This is a genomic window from Janthinobacterium sp. 344 (assembly GCF_900112025.1).
GTDB lineage: Bacteria > Pseudomonadota > Gammaproteobacteria > Burkholderiales > Burkholderiaceae_D > Janthinobacterium.
Window position 1 is genome coordinate 270,244 of the sequence record NZ_FOKL01000007.1, and the last position, 18,214, is coordinate 288,457.

An 18,214-nucleotide genomic window follows, 5' to 3' on the forward strand; every position below is an offset into this window, starting at 1 on the left:
AAATAGGGTAACAACCCCACCCCCCCGCGCGGTCCTGCTGGTACCGCCACACCCTCCACCTACCTTTGATGACTTTGCCGTTGCCGGCAGAGCGTGGGCGGCCGCGCGCGTGATGGAAAGCAATGGAAAGGAATCGATATGGACAGCGCAATTTTCTTGAAAGGCATGGGGCTCGGCGCGAGCCTGATCGTGGCCATCGGCACGCAGAACGCCTTCTTGCTCAAGCAGGGCTTGAAGCGGCACTACGTGCTCACCTGCATCCTGGTCTGCCTGGTGTGCGACGCCATCCTGATCACGGCCGGCGTGGCCGGCATGGGCACGTTCATTGCCGACAATCCCAATTTCCTGCTGTGGGCGAAGGCGGGCGGCGCCACGTTCCTGATCGCCTATGGCTTGCGCGCCGCCAAGTCGGCCTGGCGTCCTTCGGCCATGACGGTGTCGGCCGCCAAATCGCCGGAAGGCTACTGGGCCGTGATCGGCGCGGCGCTGGCGTTCAGCCTGCTCAATCCGCACGCCTTCCTCGACACGGTCATTTTGCTCGGCTCGATCGGCGGCCAGCATGAAGGCGTGGGCCGCTTCTACTTCGCCGGCGGCGCCATCATGGCGTCGGCCCTGTGGTTCTTCCTGCTGGGCTTTGGCGCCCGCTACCTGGCGCCCGTGTTCGCCAAGCCCATGGCCTGGCGCGTGCTCGACGGCATCATCGCCCTCGTCATGTGGGCCATCGCCGCCTCGCTGTTCCTGTAAGGCACTAACGCGTCAGGAATGCCAGGACGCGGCTGGCCAGCGTGCCATATGGCGGCCGCAGCAGTGCCAGCGGGCTGTAGCGGGCCTGGTAAAACACGGGCCGCAGCTTGCTGAAGGTGTGGAAACCTTCGACACCGTGGTAGTGGCCCATGCCGGACTCGCCCACGCCGCCGAAGGGCAGGTCGTGCTGGCCCACGTGGAACAGGGCATCGTTGACGGACACGCCGCCCGACATGACCCGGTCGATCAGCAGTTGCACCGTACGGGCATCATTGCTGAACGGATAGATGGCCAGCGGACGCGGCCCTGCATTGATGCTGGCGATCACGCTGTCCAGGTCCGTATAAGCACGCAGGGGCAGGATGGGGCCGAAGATTTCGCGCGTCAGCAGCAGGCTGTCCGCAGGCGCATCGAGCACGATGTGCGGCGCGATCTTGCGCGCGGCGCGGTTGAACGCCGGTCCCGGCAGCAATGCAATGACGTGCGCGCCCCGTTCGCGCGCGTCGTCGAGCGCCAGCAGCAGGCGCTCAAAGGCGGCCTCGTCGATGATGGACGTGTAGTCGGGCGTGTCCAGGTGCGCATAGCGCGCCGGCATGATCTGGCGCGCATGCTCGACGAAGGCGGCGATGTGCGCCTCGGGCAGCCAGGCATGGTCGACGCTGGTGCAGATCTGGCCCGCGTTCAGGTATTTCACGTACAGGATGCGCTCGGCTGCCGTGCGCACGTCGAAGTCGGCGCAGACGATGGCGGGCGCCTTGCCGCCCAGCTCCAGCGTGACGGGGCACAGATTCTGTGCGGCCGCCGCCATGACGGCGCGGCCCGTCTGGCCGGAACCCGTAAACAGCAGGTGGTCGAACGGTAGTTGTGAAAACGCAATACCTACGCCGCCCGTCTCGTCAACAAACTGCAGCTTTTCCGGCGGGAAATAGGCGGGCATGGTCTCGATCAGCAGCCTGGCCAAGTGGCGCGAGTTTTCGCTCATCTTGACCATGGCGCGGTTGCCGGCGGCAAAGATGTACGTCAATGGCACCAGGCTCAGGTTCACAGGAAAATTCCACGGCACGATGACCCCCACCACGCCCAGCGGCTGGGGAATCACGCGGTTGCGGGCGCCAGGAAAGTTGCGCCAGTCCACGTCGCGCCGCTGCGGCCGCATCCATTTTTTCAGGTGCTTCAGCACATGGTCGATGCCATCGATGGCGGGAAAGATCTCCGCCAGCAAGGTTTCGTGATGGGAACGGTTGCCGTAATCGGCACTGATGGCCTCGCACAGCGCCGCTTTCTGCTCGCGGATGTAGCGCTGCAAGGCCAGCAAGTCGCGCCTGCGCTCGGCCAGGCTTGGCACGGGGTGCGCCAGATAGGCGGCCCGCTGCTGGGCCAGGGTGGCGTCAAGCGCCGCGTGGGCCGGGCGGGCGTTCAAGTCGTGTGCGAAAGCGGGCATGCTTGTCCTTTGTCTGCGCGGCCATCCGCGTGCCGGGATCCGCCTACTATAGTTGACTATTTGCAAGCGTGCCAACGGCGTGGGACGATACGCCGTAAAATATTCTGCACTCACTTTTCGGCACGTTTCCCAGGACTACCATGACTTCGACCACGCCCGACTCCCTGCACATCGTGTGCCCCCATTGCGACGCCGTCAACCGCCTGCCGCCAGCGCGGCTGCGCGAACAGCCCACGTGCGGCAAGTGCCAGAAAGATTTATTTACGGGCCAGCCCGTGGACCTGGCCAGCGCCCGCTTCCTCAAGCATATCGAACGCAGCGACATTCCCGTGCTGGTGGACTTCTGGGCGCCGTGGTGCGGACCGTGCCGCAGCATGGCGCCATTCTATGCCCAGGCCGCCAAGACCCTGGAGCCCGCGTTTCGCGTGGTGAAAGTGAATACGGAAGCATCGCCAGACCTGGGCGCCCGTTTCAATATCCGCAGCATTCCCACCCTGGCCCTGTTTCGACACGGCGTGGAAGTGGCGCGCCAGCCGGGCGCGACCGATGCGAACGGCATCATCGCCTGGGCGCGGGACAAGGCCCGCCTCTGAGTGCGTATGGAAAACCCTTGAGGTTTTTCATTTGACATGTCATATGGCGCCATATTATATTGCGCCATATGATAAAACTCGAACAGAAATACACGGCCCTGCTGGGCGACGTGCAGCGCCGCGCCAGCGGCCTCGACCTGGCGCCCTCCACGGCGCGCCTGCGCCTGTGTTTTGAAGTGCTGGGCCTGGCGTCCGCCATCGATGGCGATTGCGCCACGCGCCTGGGGCGGCATGGACTGTCGGAGGGCAAGTTTGTCGTGCTGTTCCTGCTGCGCGGCGAACAGACGGGCTTGCCGCCGCACGCATTGGCCGAGCGGGCTGGCGTGACGCGCGGCACCATCACGGGCTTGCTCGACGGCCTGGAGCGCGACGGTTTTCTGGCCCGCCACGCGGACCCGCTCGACCGGCGCAAGCTGCTGGTGCGCCTGAGCGCGAAGGGCGAGGCCATCGCCGCCACGCTGGTCGATGAGCACGCGCAATGGATCGCCAGCCTGTTCGCCGACTTCACGGCGGACGAAATGCACTGCTTGAGTGCCCTGCTGGAAAAAGCCTGGCGCAAGACGGATCGGGGCGCGCCATGAGCCGGGGCATCGCCGACATGGCTCCAGCACGGCTGGCGCTGCTGAACGGGGGAGCGGTCGCCAGCACCACCTTGACGGAAGGGCTGGCCATCGACTTTGCCGTGCTGCTGGAAGCGGCCGTGCCTGGCATCGGCAACGCCCGGCTGGCCGCCATGCGCGCGCAGGCGGCGGCGGGCATCACGCGGCGCATGGCGCTGGCGGCGCGGTTGCTGCTCGATGCCGGGGTGGACCTGGCGCCATTACAGGCGCACCCGTCCGACACGGTGCGCGGCTGGGCCTGCTTCGCCATCGCGGCGCAAGCCGATGCGGCGTTGCCGCGGCAACTGGCGGCCATGCGGCCGCTGGCCGACGATGGGCACTTTGGCGTGCGCGAATGGGCGTGGCTGGCGCTGCGGCCCCGGCTGGCAGCGGATCTGGCGGACGCCATCGCGCTGCTGGCGCCGTGGACGGCGGACCCGTCCGAGCGCGTGCGCCGCTTCGCCTGCGAAGCGCTGCGCCCGCGCGGCGTGTGGTGCGCGCATATCGCCCAGCTAAAGGAAGCGCCGCAGCTGGCCTTGCCCCTGTTGCAGCCTTTGCGCGCCGATCCTGCCCGCTACGTGCAGGATGCCGTCGCCAACTGGCTCAACGATGCGGCCAAGAGCCAGCCGGACTGGGTGCGCAGCCTGTGCGCGCAATGGCTGCTGGAAAGCCCTGAGGCCGCCACCGCACGCATCTGTAAGCGGGCCCAGCGCTCGCTGGCCTGACGATTCATCTTTCAAGGAGAAAACATGCATTATCTGTTGGAGCTGTACAGCCCCAAACCGGCCTGGCTGGCCCTCGACGGCGCCGCGCGCCAGGCATATTTCGCCACGGTGGGCGCCGGCATGGCGGCCTTGTCCGGCAGCGGCGCCGAAGCGCTGGCCATTGGCGCCATCGACAGCGGCAAGCTGCACGCGGCTGCCCGGCAATTCTATGCCGTCTGGCGCTTCCCGGACGAGGCGGCGCTCGACGCCTTGCTGGCGGGCATTGCCGCCACGGGCTGGCATGATTATTTCGACACCGTCAATGCGGCTGGTCCGGCCGTGGATTTTCCGGCGCACCTGGCGCAGCTGGCGGCGCTCTAGGCAAGCGGCGTTGTCCTCGCGCTTCAGGTAAAGTTTGCCGTATTGCCACCATTCCCTGACTGTCATGCCGTCCACATCGCTCGCCGTCCTGCTGTTTTCCCTGTTGCCGCTGGCGCTGCACGCCGCCCCGGCAGCCACCCCGCAAGCGCTCGTCGCGGCCGCCCGCAGCCAGGTGGGCGTGACGCTGCGCTACGATCCGCGCTACGAGCGCCTCGCGTATCCGGGCGGCGACGTGCCGCTGGAACGGGGCGTGTGCACGGACGTGGTGGTGCGCGCCTACCGCCAGCTGGGACACGATTTGCAGGTGCTGGTGCACGAGGACATGCGCAAGGCGTGGGCCGTGTACCAGCAGCAAGGGCGCTGGCAGATGAAGGGACCGGACCGCAATATCGACCACCGCCGCGTGCCCAACCTGGGCACTTATTTTGCCCGCCATGGCAGCAGGCTGCCGCCCAGCAAGGACGCGAACGCTTACCGCGCGGGCGACATTGTCACGTGGCGCCTGCCGCGCAACCTCACGCATATCGGCATTGTGAGCGACCAGCAATCGTGGAGCGGCGTGCCGCTGATTATCCATAACATCGGCGAAGGCGCGCGCGAGGAAAACATTTTATTCAGCTATCCGATCACGGGGCATTATCGCTGGCAACCCGGCTGAGGGGCAGGGGCGCCATCTCCTGCAGGATCGCCAGCACGGTGGCGAGTGCCGTGTCGATGTCGAGCTTGTCGATGGCGCCATAGCCGAGGAACAAGCCTTCATGGCGCGCGTCGCCGTGATAGAAGCTGGTCAGCGCGTACAGGCTGATGTCCGCCAGCCGTGCCCGGCGCAGCAGTTCGGCGATATCGAGCGGCGCTTGCGCCAGGGCCGCCACGTGGAAGCCGGCGCTGGCCGGCACCAGGCGGAACCATGGCGCCAGCGCACCATGGAACCAGTGCAGCAGGCGCTCGCGCCGCCCCGCGTAGATGTCGTGGCAGCGGCGGATGTGGCGCAGCAAGTGGCCATCGCCGATGAACTTGGCCAGCGCATGCTGGCCCAGGCTGGCCGTATGGCAATCCGTCAGGTATTTCACCGTTTCCATGGCGGCCACGATGGCTTGCGGCAGCACGACGTAGCCGAGGCGCAATTCCGGCAGCATGATCTTGGAAAAGCTGCCCACGTGGGCCACGACGCCATAGCGGTCCATGCTTTGCAGGGAATCCTCGGGCCGGCCTTCGTAGCGGAAGGCGCTGTCGTAATCGTCTTCGATGACGATGGCGCCCAGCTGCTGCGCGCGTTCCAGCAAGGCGTGGCGGCGCGCCATGCTCATCGGCATGCCGAGCGGGAACTGGTGCGCGGGCGTGACATAGATCAGCCGCGTGCCGTCGGGAATCTGCTCCACCATGATGCCATCGGCGTCCACTTCGACACCGACCACGCGCGCGCCCTGGCTGGCGAACACGGCGCGCGCCACGGGATAGCCGGGCTCCTCCACGGCGACCGTGTCGCCCGGCTCCAGCAGGGTGTGCGCCAGCAGGCTCAGGGCCTGCTGCGCGCCGCTGGTGACGAGCACCTGTTCCGGCGTGCAATGGATGCCGCGGCTGAAGGCGGCATGGCCGGCGATCGCCGCGCGCAAGGCGGGCAAGCCGGCCACGGGCGCATAGCGGCCGCGCGCCTGGCCATCCTGGCGCAGCGCGTGCAGCACGCAGGCGCGCCATTCATCCTGCGGGAAGTGCGATGGCGTGGCGCGCCCGCCGATGAAGGCGTAGCGCGCGGGCGTTTCCTGGCTGGCCTGGCGCAAAGGCGTGGGCGTGGCTTCCCAGCGGGCGATGCGCTGCGCGCTGGCCAGCGGCGTGCTGGCGTGGCGGCGCTGCGGCGAGGCATGCGGCGTCTGCACGAAGCTGCCCACGCCGACTTTACCCACCAGCAGCTTTTCATAGCCGAGCTTGTCATACACGTCGGACACCGTCTTGCGTGACAGGCCCAGCTGGCCGGCCAGCAGGCGCGAGGGCGGCAATTGCTGGCCATCCGTCAGCCGGCCCGAACGGATGGCCTCGCTAAGCTGGCGGTACAGCTGGCCGCCCAGGTCGCGCGTGCCGTCGATCAGGATATGTAGTTCCATGGTGTGTCTGCTGGTGGTCTGCTGTTTTTCGGGGGGATTGGCCTGCCGCGCGTGCTGCTGGCGCTTTTACAATGATGCATCTCTACTTTACCAAGGAATGCATCATGACACAGCAACGACTCGATTTCACGCAAGCCTCGCCCGACGCCGTCAAGGCCATGTATGCGCTGGAAGCGGCCATCGCCAAGCTGGGCGTGGAACACGCGCTGCTCGAACTGATCCGCCTGCGCGCTTCGCAAATCAACGGCTGCGCCTTTTGCGTGGACATGCACACGAGCGATGCGCGCAAGGCGGGCGAAACGGAGCGCCGCCTGTACGCCGTCTCCGTCTGGCGCGAAACGCCGTTCTTCACGCCGCGCGAGCGGGCCGTGCTGGCCTGGACGGAAGCGCTGACCCTGCTGCCGCAAAACCACGCCTCGGATGAGGACTACGCGGCCCTGGCCGCCGAATTGACGCCGGCCGAGATGGTCAACGTGACCCTGGCCATCGGCTCCATCAATACCTGGAACCGCCTGGCCGTGGGTTTCCGCAAGATGCCTGAATAAACCGTGTGTTCGTTCGCGAACAGACGCCTGGCTGCGGCCTGCGTAGGCTGGCAGGACGATTGATCAGCCAGGGAGCAGCCATGCAAGTAGCAAGTGGTGACGCCGTCGAGAAGACGCCGGAACAAATGGAAGAAGCGCGCCGCGAGTTCATCGCCGAACTGTGGCGGCGTTTTGAAGCGCTGCAGGAATGGGCCGTCAGCCATTGGCCCGACCAGCACAATCCCTTGAGTTCCGCCGATTTCGTCGAGGCGCGCAAGGAAATCCTGAGTCTGCGCTCGCCGGCCGGCTCCTTGAACCAGCCGGCCACGCGCAATGCGGCAGAGCCGGAACCGGCGCAGGGCGGGGCGCAGTATGTGGATGTGACGCCTGCTCCCTGGCCTTGAGGGAACCCTGAACGAAGGGCTGGGGGCGGACCCTCAGGGTCCGACCCCGGTCTTTGTTGCGGGGTTTATCGTTGATTCGTCGCCGTTTCCGTCGTCCCGCCCTGCGCAAACACCCAGCACAATAAACTCACCAGCAATCCCGCCATCACGCCATACGCCAGGTTCAGGGCGCTGTCGAACAGCAGCGGCGCCACCAGGCCCGAGACGAGGGCGAACAGCAGCATCTGGATGAACGACTGCATCGACGAGGCCAGGCCGCTGTTGTTGGGGAAGTGGTTCAGCGCCATCAGGGTCATCGGCGGCATGGCGATCGACAGGGCGAACGAGTAGAAGAACAGGGGCAGCACGGCCCATGGCACTTCGGCGGCAAAGACATAGTTGTAGCCGATATTGGCGGCGGCCGCCACCAGCATCAAGATAAATCCGGCCCAGATCATCTGGCGCTGGCTGTAGCGGTGCGCCACCTTGGCCGACAGGGCCGAGCCGACCACCATGCCGCTGATCAGCGGTATGAACAGCCACGCAAATGCCGTCTCCGGCAGGTGCAGGATGTTGATGATGAAGTAGGCGGCCGAGCCGATGTACAGGGCGAAGCCGCCAAAGGCGGCGCCGATGGCCGTCGACAGCAGCAGGAACTGGCGGTGGCACAGCACTTTCCAGTAATTGACGGCGATGTCGCCCAGGTGGAAGGCGTGGCGCTGTTCCTTCGGCAGGCTTTCCGGCAGGGCGCGCCAGACGACGACGAACATCAGCACGCCAAACGCCGTGAGGAACCAGAAGATCGCCCGCCAGCCCAGGCCCACTTGCAGCCAGCCGCCCAGCACGGGCGCGATGGCCGGCGCCAGGGCAAACACCATCATGATGTGCGACAGGATTTTCTGCGCGGCGGCGCCCGAATAGCGGTCCTGCACGATGGCGCGGCCGATGACGGAGCCGGCGCCCGCCGACAGGCCCTGCAGCACGCGCCAGGCCAGCAGCCAGCCCAGCGACGGCGCCAGCGCGGCGCCCACGGAGGCGATCACGTACAGCACCAGCGAGACGAGAATCACGGGACGGCGGCCGAACGAGTCGGACAGCGTGCCGTAGAACAGCATCATGAAGGCGAACGTGAAGAGGAAAAAGCTCAGGGTCTGCTGCACCAGCAGGGGGCTGGCATTGAAGTCGTGCACGATGGCGGGGAAAGACGGCAGATAGGTGTCAATTGCAAGCGGTCCGACCATCGCCAGGCCCGCCAGGATCCATGTTAATAATTTAGTCATGTTGAAGAGTGTTTTTGTTAGTCCGTCATTTTACGCTAGTGCCAACAATCGGGTTCGACACCCCGTCGTTTGTCATCCATATGCGTTTTTTGCATATGCAATCTTGAAAACCTTCGTTGGAATCGCCGCGCGCGCCCGATATGCTGGGGCGACCCGGCCTGTTTGCCGTTTTTTCGGAAGTGACACACCATGCACAGCATTTATCCCGCGGCGCCCGCCGAGGAATCGGTCCAGTGGAACCTGGGGCCCGTGATCCAGGCGCTGCGCAGTTCGCGCGAAGACAAGCACAAGATCCGCCACAACGGCAGGGTGCGCGAACTGCCGTCGCGCGAAGCGCTGACCACCATCGTCAACGGCCTGTCGGCGGCGCTGTTCCCCACGCATTACGGGCGGCCCAACCTGACGGACGAAAGCATCGACTACTTTGTCGGCGATACGCTCAACACCACCTTGAACCGGCTCAGCGAGCAGGTGCGGCGCGGCCTGCTCTTTTCCATACCAGCTGGCGATGAACAGAACGGCGCGGGCGACGATGCGGCGCTGGCGCAGCAGGCGCGCGACATCACGCGCGCCTTCGCCGCCAGCCTGCCCGACATCCGCGCGCTGCTGGTGTCGGACGTGCAGGCCGCCTACGCGGGCGACCCGGCCGCCACCTCGGTGGCCGAGATCATGCTGTGCTATCCGGGCACCATCGCCATCCTGTACCACCGCCTGGCGCACCAGCTGCACGCGCTGGGCGCACCGTTCCTGGCGCGCCTGATCGCCGACATCGCGCACACGCTGACGGGCATCGACATCCATCCGGGCGCGCGCATCGGCGCCTCCTTCTTCATCGACCATGGCACGGGCGTGGTGATCGGCGAGACGGCCATCATCGGCCAGCGCGTGCGCCTGTACCAGGCCGTGACCCTGGGCGCCAAGCGCTTTCCTGCCGATGCGTCCGGCGCGCTGATCAAGGGCACGCCGCGCCATCCGATCGTCGAGGACGACGTGGTGATCTACGCGGGCGCGACCGTGCTGGGGCGCATCACCATCGGCGCGGGTTCGACTGTCGGGGGAAATGTGTGGCTGACGCAGAGCGTGCCGCCTGGTAGTAACGTGTCGCAGGCGCAGATGCGCAACGATTGAAGAGTGACCGAGAAAACATCCATGGCGGCGTTGCAGCGCCTGGCCGTACTAGCGTACTGCCTGCGGCGCTGCGCCTTGCCCTGAACGTTTTTCGGGCACTCTTCAAGCCGGGCGTGGCGCCTGGCTTTGCAAAAACCTTACTTCACCGTCAGCGCCTCATAGCGGGCCACGGGCACGCCATCCTTGAGCAGCAGCAGTTCCTGGTCGGCGTAGCGGTAGCCATTGACTTCGCCCAGGGTGGTCAAGAGTTCGCGCTCGAGCTCCATGTCCTGCGGCTGGCACATCATCATGGTGCCGGCCAGCTGCGAGAAACTCAGGGTGCTGACGCCGTCGCTGGTGTAGCCGCCCATCATCTGGTTGCAGCCGCTATGGCCACTGGCGCGGCCGTCGGCCAGCAGCAGGGTCACGTCGCGCTGTTCCGGCGCCGAACGCACGACTTTCTTGCCCTTCAATTCCTTCAGCTTCCACTGCGTCTGCGTCAGCTTCGGCGCCGGCTTGGCGGGCGAGGTGGCGCCTGGCGCGGCGGCTGCCGCATCGGAACGCACGGGCGTTTGCGCGCAGCCGGCCGTGATGGCGACGATGGCGGCGAGGGGAATCAGTCTGGCGAGTGTGAACATGGCATTTCCTTGTTGAAGTGATAGCCTCCAGAGTAGCAGATACGCGCCACGCCAGCGTGCACGGTTGACCACATCCGTTGCCAGCCTCGCTACTCCTGCTTCTCCTGCTCCAGGCGCGCATCGAGCAGGGTGCGCGCCGCCGCCACGTAGGCGCGGCACGCCTGCGGGTCGACGAAGGCGTCGCTGCCCGCCGTGGCGCTCGCTTCCAGGCGCTCCCACAGCTGCGACGCTTCCGGGTGGGCCGAGATCAGCACGTCGCAGGGCAGCTTTTCCAGCGTCTCGAAGCTGTGGCGCAGGTCCGCCAGCGCCGTCGGATACTCGCTGCTGCCGCGGAACTTGAAGCCGGGCCGCGAGACGGCATTGATGCTGTCCGCGTACACCATGTTCAGGCAGCGCGGGCCGTCGCACGATTGCCAGGTCCAGCTCAGGCCCCCCGGCGTGTGGCCCGGCGTGGCGTGCGCCGTCAGCGCAATGGGGCCGACGTTGAAATGGCTGCCGTCGCGCGCCAGGCGCATATCCTTCACGGGCGGATACTTGGGCAGCGCGTGGTATTGCGGATCGTCCGGCCCCACCTCGCCGGAGGCCAGGTCCAGCGCGGCCGACGGGCTGGCGGCCACCAGCGCATTGCTGCGCCGCTGCAGCTCGGCCAGGCCGCCCGCATGGTCGATATGCCCGTGCGAATTGAGTATCAGCTTGACATCCTCGATGCGGAAACCCAGCGCGTTGATATTGGCGATGATCTTGGGCGCCGATTCCGGCAAGCCGCCATCGATCAGCACATGGCCTTGCGGCGACGTGATGAGCACCGAGCTGAGACCTTTCACGCCCACATAATAGGTATTGCCGAAGATGCGGAACGGCGCCTGGTCGGCGTTCCAGGTGGCGCAGATTTCGCAGTCCGGCGTGGGGGGCGTGGCGGGCGCTTGCGCCAAGGCCAGGGAGGCGTGGCCCGCCAGCAGCAGGGCCAGCGCCAGGGCGCGTGGAGAGGTGAGGGGCATTGCAGTCCTTATCCGTGTTGCCAGGGTGGCGTATGCTGACACGGAACGGGGCGCGATGCAAACGCTCCCTTGCATGGCTGGCGGCGGGTGAGGGGAGCTTCAGGCTGCGGCCAGGGTGGCGCTCCCGGAACCGATGCTGACCTGGCGGCCCGCGTGATCGGCCGGCAGGCGCGGGCCCTGGCCGAACACCTTGTGGCGCAGGGTGCCTTCTTCGTAGCCGCTGCGGTAGCGGCCGCGCCGCTGCAGTTCCGGCACGATGTGGGCCACCACGTCGGCCATGCTGTCGTGGGCCACGGCGAAGGCCAGGTTGAAACCGTCGATGCCCGTCTCGTCCATCCAGCTTTCCAGCTGGTCGGCCACCTGGCGCGCATCGCCCACCAGCACGGGCCCGCGCCCGCCCAGGCCGATGTATTCGGCTGCCTCGCGCACCGTCCAGGTGCGGTCCGGGTCGGCCTGGCTGAACGAGGCCAGGGCCGAGCGGCCCGCCGGGGAATCGATGTAGTCGATGGTGGCGTCGAGCGGATAGCGGCTGAAATCGACGCCCGTCCAGCCCGACAGCAGCACCAGCGCCGCCTCGATGTTCACGTGGCGCAGGTAGTCGGCGTGCCTGGCGCGCGCTTCCGCTTCCGTGGCGCCCGTGATGATGAGCGCCTGCGCGTAGATCAGCAGCGCGTCGCCATCGCGCCCCGCTTGCCGCACGGCGGCGCGCAAGTCGTCGGCATAGCGCTTGACCACCGTCTTGCTGGGGCCACTGACAAAGGTCGCTTCCGCGTGGCGCGCCGCGAAGCGCGTGCCGCGCGGCGAGGTGCCCGCCTGGTACAGCAGCGGCGTGCGCTGCGGCGACGGTTCGCACAAATGGATGCCGGGCACCTGGTAGTGGCGCCCGGCATGGTTGATGGGATGGACCTTGGCCGGATCGGCGTAGATTGCGCGCGCCTTGTCGTTGACGACGGCGTCGTCGTCCCAGCTTTTTTCCCACAGCTTGTAGACGACGTCGAGGTATTCGTCGGCCAGGTCGTAGCGTTCATCGTGTCCCAGCTGCTGCTGCAAGCCCAGGTTGCGCGCCGCGCTATCGAGGTAGCCGGTGACGATATTCCAGCCGATGCGCCCACCCGTCAGGTGGTCCAGCGTGGACATGCGCCGCGCGAACGGGTACGGATGTTCGTAGGTGAGGGCGCAGGTGACGCCGAAACCCAGGTGCGTGGTGGCTTGCGCCATGATGGGCACGAGGGCCAGCGGGTCGTTCAGCGGCACCTGCACGCCGTGTTCCAGGGCCGCATCGAGGCTGGCCCGGTAGACGTCATACACGCCCAGCACGTCGGCCAGGAACACCGCGTCGAACAGGCCCGCTTCCAGCAGCCGCGCCAGTTCCGTCCAGTGTTCGGGATCGGTATAGCGGTGGCTGCGGTCGCGCGCGTGCGTCCACAGGCCCGGCGACTGGTGGCCCACGGTGTTCATCTGGAAGGCGTTGAAGCGGATCGTCTTGCTCATGGCTTATTTCGCCGCCGTCTGCAAGGCTTGCTGGTAATCGGGTTTCGAGTAGCCGGCAAAATGTTTATTCGTGATGTCGAGGAATTCGCGCGAGCGGTAGGCGGCCGCCAGGTCCTTGGCGAACTGCTTGTCCTTGTCGGCCGTGCGGATGGCCACCAGGTTGATGTAGTTGGGCGAGATTTTCTCGGCCACCAGCGCGTCCGTCAGTTTCAGTCCCGAAGCCAGCGCATAATTGCCGTTGATGAAAGAGTAGTCGGTGTCGCCCAGCGAGCGTGGCAGCTGCGCCGCTTCGAGCGGCAGCAGCCTGATTTTCTTCGTGTTGACGGCGATATCCTTTTCCGAGGCGCGCACGGGGTCGAAGCTGGCGCGCAGCTTGATCCAGCCCAGCTGGTCCAGCAGCACCAGCGCGCGCGCCTGGTTGGTCGGATCGTTCGGCAAGCCCACCGTCGTGCCTTCCTTCACGTCGTCCAGGGTCTTGTGCTTTTTGCTGTAGATGGCGATCGGCGCCGTGGGTATCGTGATCAGGTCCGTCAGGGCCAGCTTGTGCTCCAGCGCGAATTTCTTCAGGTAGACGATGTGCTGGAAGACGTTGGCATCGAGCGAACCCTCGGCCAGCGCGAAGTTGGGCTGGATGTAATCGTTGAATTCCACCAGCTTGACCTTGTAGCCCTGCTTTTCCAGAATAGGCTTGATGCCCAGCTTGATCTGGTCCGCATACGGCCCGGCGCTGGTGCCGATGGTGATCTCTTTCGGGTCCTTGGCGTGGGCGAAGCTGGCCGTCAAGGCCAGGGCCAGGGCGGTGAGGACGATGCTGCGGCGGGCGATGGTCATGTTAACTCCTGCTTAGTGAAGAACTGGGGTCAGACCCGCCGGGTCTGACCCCGGAAGTCCGTTAAATTGCCTGCGGCGCAAATGTATCGATTCGCCCAGGCCGTGGTTTTACGAATATGCCGTCGGCTCGGGCACCGTGCCGGTCAAGGCAAAGCGTCCCAGGTCGCGCAGCTTGTAGTCGATGGGGTCATGCAGGGTATGCACGCGCACGTTGCGCCAGTAGCGGTCGAAGCCGTATTGGGCCGAGGTGGAGCGCGCGCCCGTCAGTTCGAACATCTGGCTGCTGATCTCCAGTCCCGCCTTGTGCGCCAGGCATTTGGCTTCGGCCACGGCCACGGCCAGCAAGCCCCGTTCGCGCGCCGTCACCAGCGCGCCCTTGCGGAAGACCTTTTCCAGTTCCTGCGCCGCCGCGTCGGCCAGCACTTGCGCGGGGCGCAGCAAGAGCCACAGCTGGCCGTAGCGGTGCTGCACCAAAGGGTCATCCGTGGCTTGGGCCACGCCCGAGGCAAACCAGGCTTTCGCCTGCTCGCCCGTGTAGCGGCGCGCCGCCTCGAACGCGCCTTCGGCGATGCCCAGGTAGAGATTCGCCATGATCAGCTGCGCGATCTGCGAACGCACGGTGGCTTGCGGCGTGGCGGCCTGCGCGGGCGCCTGCAGCACCAGCTCCCGCGGCAGGGCGACTCCTTCAAAGTGGACATTGCCGCTGTCCGTCTGGCGTTGGCCGAAGGCGTCCCAGTCCGCCTGCACGGTCACGCCATCCTGGCGCGTGGGCAGGGCGGCGATCAGCGCCGTCTGCGTGGGCGCGTGCCAGGCGGAGACGGTCAGCCAGTCCGACCCGACGGAACCGGAAGAAAAGCTCTTGATGCCGTCGAGGACGTAGCCGTCGCCGCTGTCGCTGGCCGTGACCCGCTTGTCGAGCGGGTTGAGGGCATTGCCCCAGAACAGGCGCTCGTCGACGGTCAAGGTGAGCAGGCGGCGCTGCTGCTGCGCGCTGCCGTACAGCTGCAAGCCCGCCAGCTGCAGATGGTGGAAGCCGAAGACATGCGCCAGCGCGCTGTCGGCCCGCGCCAGGATGCGGATCACCTGGTATACGAGGGGCCACGACGCGCCCTGGCCGCCGAATTCCACGGGAATCGACAGGGTCAGCAGACCCGACTCGCGCAGCCATTCGCGTTCCTGTGGCGCATGGCCGCCGGCCTGGTCGCGGGCATTGGCCGTTTCGGCCAGGCGCGCGGCCAGCGCGGTGGCCATGCTGATGGCGTCCTGCAGGGGTTCCGGCACAGGAGGCTGAGGATGGGCGGCATGGAGTAAAGCGCTAGACATGGGACGGATTCCGGAAAGACGATGACGCCGATATTGCACCGCCGGGCGCGCGCCGTACACGAAGAAAACCGCGCATGGATATGCGAAAAAAGCCATGTGTGGATGAGCGCCTTCGCTTGCGGGGCGTCAGGCCCGGATAGACAAAAAACGCATATCGAAGCGCGAAAGCATTCGTTTTATCGGGCCGCTGATGGCGATAGGCTGCAAGCATCCAAGTAGCCAAATCAAACCATCACGTACAGGGACGGGCATCACATGAGCATCTTGTTATTGGGCGGCAGCCCGCAACTCCCATCGAGTTCCAGCCGCTTGCTGCTGCATATCGGCGAACAGCTGGCGCTGCAGGGCCATAGCTACGCCAAGCTGCATGTGCGCGACTTGCCGGCGCGCGCCTTGCTGCTGGCCGACTATGACGACGCGGCGATCGCCCGCGCCGTGCGCGCCGTGGCCGACGCCGACGCCATCGTGATCGCCACGCCCATCTACAAGGCGTCCTATACAGGCTTGCTGAAAGCCTTCCTCGACCTGCTGCCGCAGGATGGTCTGGCCGGCAAGCTGGTGCTGCCGCTGGCCACGGGCGGCGGCCACGCCCACACCCTGGCGCTCGATTATGCGCTGCGTCCCGTGCTCCATGCGCTGGGCGCCAAGCAGGTCTTCACCAGCATCTATGCCAATGCGCAGCAGCTGGCGTGGCATGAAGAGGGGGGCTTGAGCCTGGACGCGCCGATCGCCGCGCGCGTGCAGGCCGGCATCGAGGAACTCGCCACGGGCCTGTTCGTGCTGCAGGGCCGGCGTCCGTCCGCGCCGGCAGAAGTCCCGCACCCCGTGCGTTCGCTGCAAGACCAGCCGTACGCTCCGCAATTTCACGCCGCCTGATTATTCACCGACCAAGGAACCGCCATGACACACCGCCACGCACAACGCCTCTCGCGCCGTACCACTCTGGGCCTGCTGTTTGCCGCCGCTGCCGGCGTGATGGCGGCCGGCATGCCGGCCGCGGCGCAGGCGCAGTCCAAGGGGGAGGTGCAGGTGCGTATCGGCTACCAGAAATACGGCACCCTGACGTTGTTGAAGGGGCGCGGCACCCTGGAAAAACGCCTGGCCGAGCAGGGCGTGGGCGTGAAATGGACGGAGTTTCCTGCCGGTCCCGTGCTGCTGGAAGGCTTGAACGTGGGCAGCATCGATTTCGGCACCGTGGGCGAGGCGCCGCCGATCTTTGCGCAGGCGGCGGGCGCCAACCTGGTGTATGTCGGCAATGAGCCGGCGTCGCCCGCCAGCGAAGCCATCGTCGTACCCAAAGGTTCGGGCTTGCGCACCCTGGCCGACTTGAAGGGCAAGAAGATCGCCCTGAACAAGGGCTCGAACGTGCATTACCTGCTGTTGAAAGCACTGGAAAGGGCAGGCGTCGCGTACGCCGATATCCAGCCCGTGTTCCTGCCGCCCGCCGATGCGCGCGCCGCTTTCGAGCGGGGCAGCGTCGACGCCTGGGCCATCTGGGACCCGTTCCTGGCCGCCGCCGAAAAGCAGCTGGGCGCCCGCGTGCTGGCCGACGGCAAGGGCCTGGTGGCGAACTACCAGTTTTATCTCGCCTCGCGCACGTATGCGGAAAAAAATCCCGAAATCCTGCGCATCGTGCTCGACGAAGTGGCCAAGGTCGATGACTGGGGCCGCAACAACCCGGAGGAAGTGGCGGCGATCTTGTCGGCCCAGACTGGGCTGGGCAAGGAAGTCGTGGCGCTGGCCGCCACGCGCTATGCGTATGGCGTCAAACCCGTCTCTGTCGACGTCATCGCCTCGCAGCAAAGGGTGGCCGACGCGTTTTCCGCTCTGAAGCTGATTCCGAAACCGATCGTCGTCAAGGATGCGCTGCTGCCGGCGCGCCAGCTGGCCACCAGCGCAAAATAAGGAACAAATATCATGTCATTGAATGTCTTCTGGTTTATTCCGACCCACGGCGACAGCCGTTACCTGGGCACCTCGCAGGGCGCGCGCCCCGTCGATGCCGATTACTTGCGCCAGGTGGCCGTGGCCGCCGACACGCTGGGCTACGACGGCGTGCTGCTGCCCACGGGTCGCTCCTGCGAAGACGCGTGGGTGGTGGCGTCGTCACTGATCAGCGTGACGCAAAAGCTCAAGTTCCTGGTGGCCGTGCGCCCCGGCCTGTCCACGCCCGGCCTGGCCGTGCGCATGGCGTCCACGTTCGACCGCCTGTCGAACGGGCGTCTCCTGATCAACGTCGTCACGGGCGGCGACCAGGGCGAACTGGAAGCGGACGGCCTGTTTGCCGACCACGCCAAACGCTATGAAATCTCCGATGAATTCATCAAGGTCTGGCGCGCTACCCTGGCGGGCGAGGGCGGCGCGGCCGGCTACGACTTCGAGGGCAAGCATATCCAGGTGAAGGGCGCGAAAACCCTGTATCCGCCCGTGCAGAAACCGTATCCGCCCCTGTATTTCGGCGGCTCGTCGGAACCCGCGCACGAACTGGCGGCCGAGCAGATGGACGTGTACCTGACGTGGGGCGAGCCGCCCGCCGCAGTCGCCGAGAAAATCGCCGACATCCGCGCGCGCGCCGCAAAAAAAGGCCGTACGGTGCGCTTCGGCATCCGATTGCACGTGATCGTGCGCGAAACGAACGAGGCGGCCTGGCGCGCGGCCGATGAACTGATCAGCCACCTGGACGACGACATCATCGCCAAGGCGCAGGCGGCGTTCGGCAAGATGGATTCCGTGGGCCAGCAACGGATGGCGGCCCTGCATGGCGGGCGGCGCGACAAGCTCGAAGTGTCGCCCAACCTGTGGGCCGGCGTGGGCCTGGTGCGCGGCGGCGCGGGCACGGCCCTGGTCGGCGACGGTCCGACGGTGGTGGCGCGCATGCAGGAATACGCGGACCTGGGCATCGACACCTTCATTTTCTCCGGCTATCCGCACCTGGAGGAATCGTACCGCTTCGCCGAGCTGGCATTCCCGCTGCTGGGCAAGGGCAAGGCCGCCGGTGAGCAGTCATTGACGGGGCCATTCGGCGAAGTCATGGCCAGCAATATCGTGCCGGCCGCGCCGCAGAAGAAGGCGGCCTGA

Annotated in this window: 20 protein-coding genes; 12 read left to right on the forward strand and 8 right to left on the reverse strand. The window is 66.3% G+C overall.

What is annotated here, in order from left to right; genetic code table 11:
• Positions 1-138 precede the first annotated feature (138 nt).
• Positions 139-744, forward strand: a complete 606-nt coding sequence (locus BM193_RS19665) for a LysE/ArgO family amino acid transporter (protein WP_092799469.1) — start codon at positions 139-141, stop codon at positions 742-744.
• A gap of 4 nt (positions 745-748) precedes the next feature.
• Here BM193_RS19665 and BM193_RS19670 read toward each other — a convergent pair whose 3' ends face one another.
• On the reverse strand, positions 749-2,185 hold the full coding sequence (locus BM193_RS19670; protein WP_092799467.1) for a coniferyl aldehyde dehydrogenase: 1,437 nt from the start codon (positions 2,183-2,185) through the stop codon (positions 749-751).
• Positions 2,186-2,325: 140 nt separating this feature from the next.
• On the opposite strand from BM193_RS19670, the gene trxC reads away from it, so the two are divergent.
• The 5 genes from trxC to BM193_RS19695 all read left to right on the forward strand — a co-directional run bounded on the left by trxC (position 2,326) and on the right by BM193_RS19695 (position 5,120).
• Complete coding sequence (trxC, locus tag BM193_RS19675; RefSeq protein ID WP_092799465.1) at positions 2,326-2,778, forward strand: thioredoxin TrxC; 453 nt, start codon at positions 2,326-2,328, stop codon at positions 2,776-2,778.
• Between the two features lie 68 nt (positions 2,779-2,846).
• Positions 2,847-3,359 (forward strand): MarR family winged helix-turn-helix transcriptional regulator, encoded by a 513-nt coding sequence (locus BM193_RS19680; RefSeq protein ID WP_092832474.1) that lies wholly within the window; start codon positions 2,847-2,849, stop codon positions 3,357-3,359.
• Positions 3,356-4,102 (forward strand): HEAT repeat domain-containing protein, encoded by a 747-nt coding sequence (locus tag BM193_RS19685; RefSeq protein WP_092799461.1) that lies wholly within the window; start codon positions 3,356-3,358, stop codon positions 4,100-4,102. The genes BM193_RS19680 and BM193_RS19685 overlap by 4 nt, the downstream gene beginning before the upstream one ends.
• Before the next feature lie 24 nt (positions 4,103-4,126).
• Positions 4,127-4,462: a DUF6616 family protein gene (locus BM193_RS19690; RefSeq protein ID WP_092799459.1), complete on the forward strand. Its 336-nt coding sequence runs from the start codon at positions 4,127-4,129 to the stop codon at positions 4,460-4,462.
• 64 nt (positions 4,463-4,526) lie between these two features.
• Positions 4,527-5,120: a DUF1287 domain-containing protein gene (locus tag BM193_RS19695; RefSeq protein WP_092799457.1), complete on the forward strand. Its 594-nt coding sequence runs from the start codon at positions 4,527-4,529 to the stop codon at positions 5,118-5,120.
• Here the strand turns inward: BM193_RS19695 and BM193_RS19700 are convergent.
• Positions 5,089-6,561 (reverse strand): MocR-like pyridoxine biosynthesis transcription factor PdxR, encoded by a 1,473-nt coding sequence (locus BM193_RS19700; protein ID WP_092799455.1) that lies wholly within the window; start codon positions 6,559-6,561, stop codon positions 5,089-5,091. The two genes, BM193_RS19695 and BM193_RS19700, sit on opposite strands and share 32 nt — an antisense overlap.
• Positions 6,562-6,665: 104 nt before the next feature.
• Between BM193_RS19700 and BM193_RS19705 the strand changes: the two genes are divergently transcribed.
• Both BM193_RS19705 and BM193_RS19710 read left to right on the forward strand, forming a co-directional pair.
• Positions 6,666-7,106 (forward strand): carboxymuconolactone decarboxylase family protein, encoded by a 441-nt coding sequence (locus BM193_RS19705; protein WP_092799869.1) that lies wholly within the window; start codon positions 6,666-6,668, stop codon positions 7,104-7,106.
• An 80-nt stretch (positions 7,107-7,186) separates the two neighbouring features.
• Positions 7,187-7,489, forward strand: coding sequence for a hypothetical protein (locus tag BM193_RS19710; RefSeq protein ID WP_175533355.1), 303 nt, complete (start codon positions 7,187-7,189; stop codon positions 7,487-7,489).
• A 65-nt stretch (positions 7,490-7,554) separates the two neighbouring features.
• Here the strand turns inward: BM193_RS19710 and BM193_RS19715 are convergent, their stop codons facing one another.
• Entirely contained in the window at positions 7,555-8,748 is a 1,194-nt protein-coding gene (locus BM193_RS19715) for a multidrug effflux MFS transporter (RefSeq protein ID WP_092799451.1), read from the reverse strand.
• Between the two features lie 189 nt (positions 8,749-8,937).
• Between BM193_RS19715 and epsC the strand changes: the two genes are divergently transcribed.
• Positions 8,938-9,876 (forward strand): serine O-acetyltransferase EpsC, encoded by a 939-nt coding sequence (gene epsC / locus BM193_RS19720; RefSeq protein ID WP_092799449.1) that lies wholly within the window; start codon positions 8,938-8,940, stop codon positions 9,874-9,876.
• A gap of 137 nt (positions 9,877-10,013) precedes the next feature.
• Here epsC and BM193_RS19725 read toward each other — a convergent pair whose 3' ends face one another.
• The 5 genes from BM193_RS19725 to BM193_RS19745 all read right to left on the reverse strand — a co-directional run bounded on the left by BM193_RS19725 (position 10,014) and on the right by BM193_RS19745 (position 15,136).
• Positions 10,014-10,493 carry an META domain-containing protein gene (locus tag BM193_RS19725; RefSeq protein ID WP_092799447.1) on the reverse strand — a complete coding sequence of 160 codons (480 nt, stop codon included), beginning with the start codon at positions 10,491-10,493 and terminating at the stop codon, positions 10,014-10,016.
• An 89-nt stretch (positions 10,494-10,582) separates the two neighbouring features.
• The gene (gene bla / locus BM193_RS19730) at positions 10,583-11,491 is read right to left on the reverse strand and encodes a subclass B3 metallo-beta-lactamase (RefSeq protein WP_092799445.1); all 909 of its coding nucleotides are present in this window, start codon (positions 11,489-11,491) and stop codon (positions 10,583-10,585) included.
• A 99-nt stretch (positions 11,492-11,590) separates the two neighbouring features.
• Positions 11,591-12,982: an LLM class flavin-dependent oxidoreductase gene (locus BM193_RS19735; protein WP_092799444.1), complete on the reverse strand. Its 1,392-nt coding sequence runs from the start codon at positions 12,980-12,982 to the stop codon at positions 11,591-11,593.
• A 3-nt stretch (positions 12,983-12,985) separates the two neighbouring features.
• Complete coding sequence (locus tag BM193_RS19740; protein ID WP_092799442.1) at positions 12,986-13,813, reverse strand: MetQ/NlpA family ABC transporter substrate-binding protein; 828 nt, start codon at positions 13,811-13,813, stop codon at positions 12,986-12,988.
• 108 nt (positions 13,814-13,921) lie between these two features.
• Positions 13,922-15,136, reverse strand: coding sequence for an acyl-CoA dehydrogenase family protein (locus BM193_RS19745; protein ID WP_092799440.1), 1,215 nt, complete (start codon positions 15,134-15,136; stop codon positions 13,922-13,924).
• 255 nt (positions 15,137-15,391) lie between these two features.
• Here BM193_RS19745 and ssuE point away from each other — a divergent pair, with 255 nt between their 5' ends.
• The 3 genes from ssuE (at position 15,392) to ssuD (ending at position 18,214) form a co-directional block, all read left to right on the forward strand.
• Positions 15,392-16,012, forward strand: a complete 621-nt coding sequence (gene ssuE, locus BM193_RS19750) for an NADPH-dependent FMN reductase (RefSeq protein ID WP_092799438.1) — start codon at positions 15,392-15,394, stop codon at positions 16,010-16,012.
• A 99-nt stretch (positions 16,013-16,111) separates the two neighbouring features.
• On the forward strand, positions 16,112-17,041 hold the full coding sequence (locus BM193_RS19755) for a sulfonate ABC transporter substrate-binding protein (RefSeq protein ID WP_254786335.1): 930 nt from the start codon (positions 16,112-16,114) through the stop codon (positions 17,039-17,041).
• A 12-nt stretch (positions 17,042-17,053) separates the two neighbouring features.
• Complete coding sequence (ssuD, locus tag BM193_RS19760; RefSeq protein WP_092799436.1) at positions 17,054-18,214, forward strand: FMNH2-dependent alkanesulfonate monooxygenase; 1,161 nt, start codon at positions 17,054-17,056, stop codon at positions 18,212-18,214.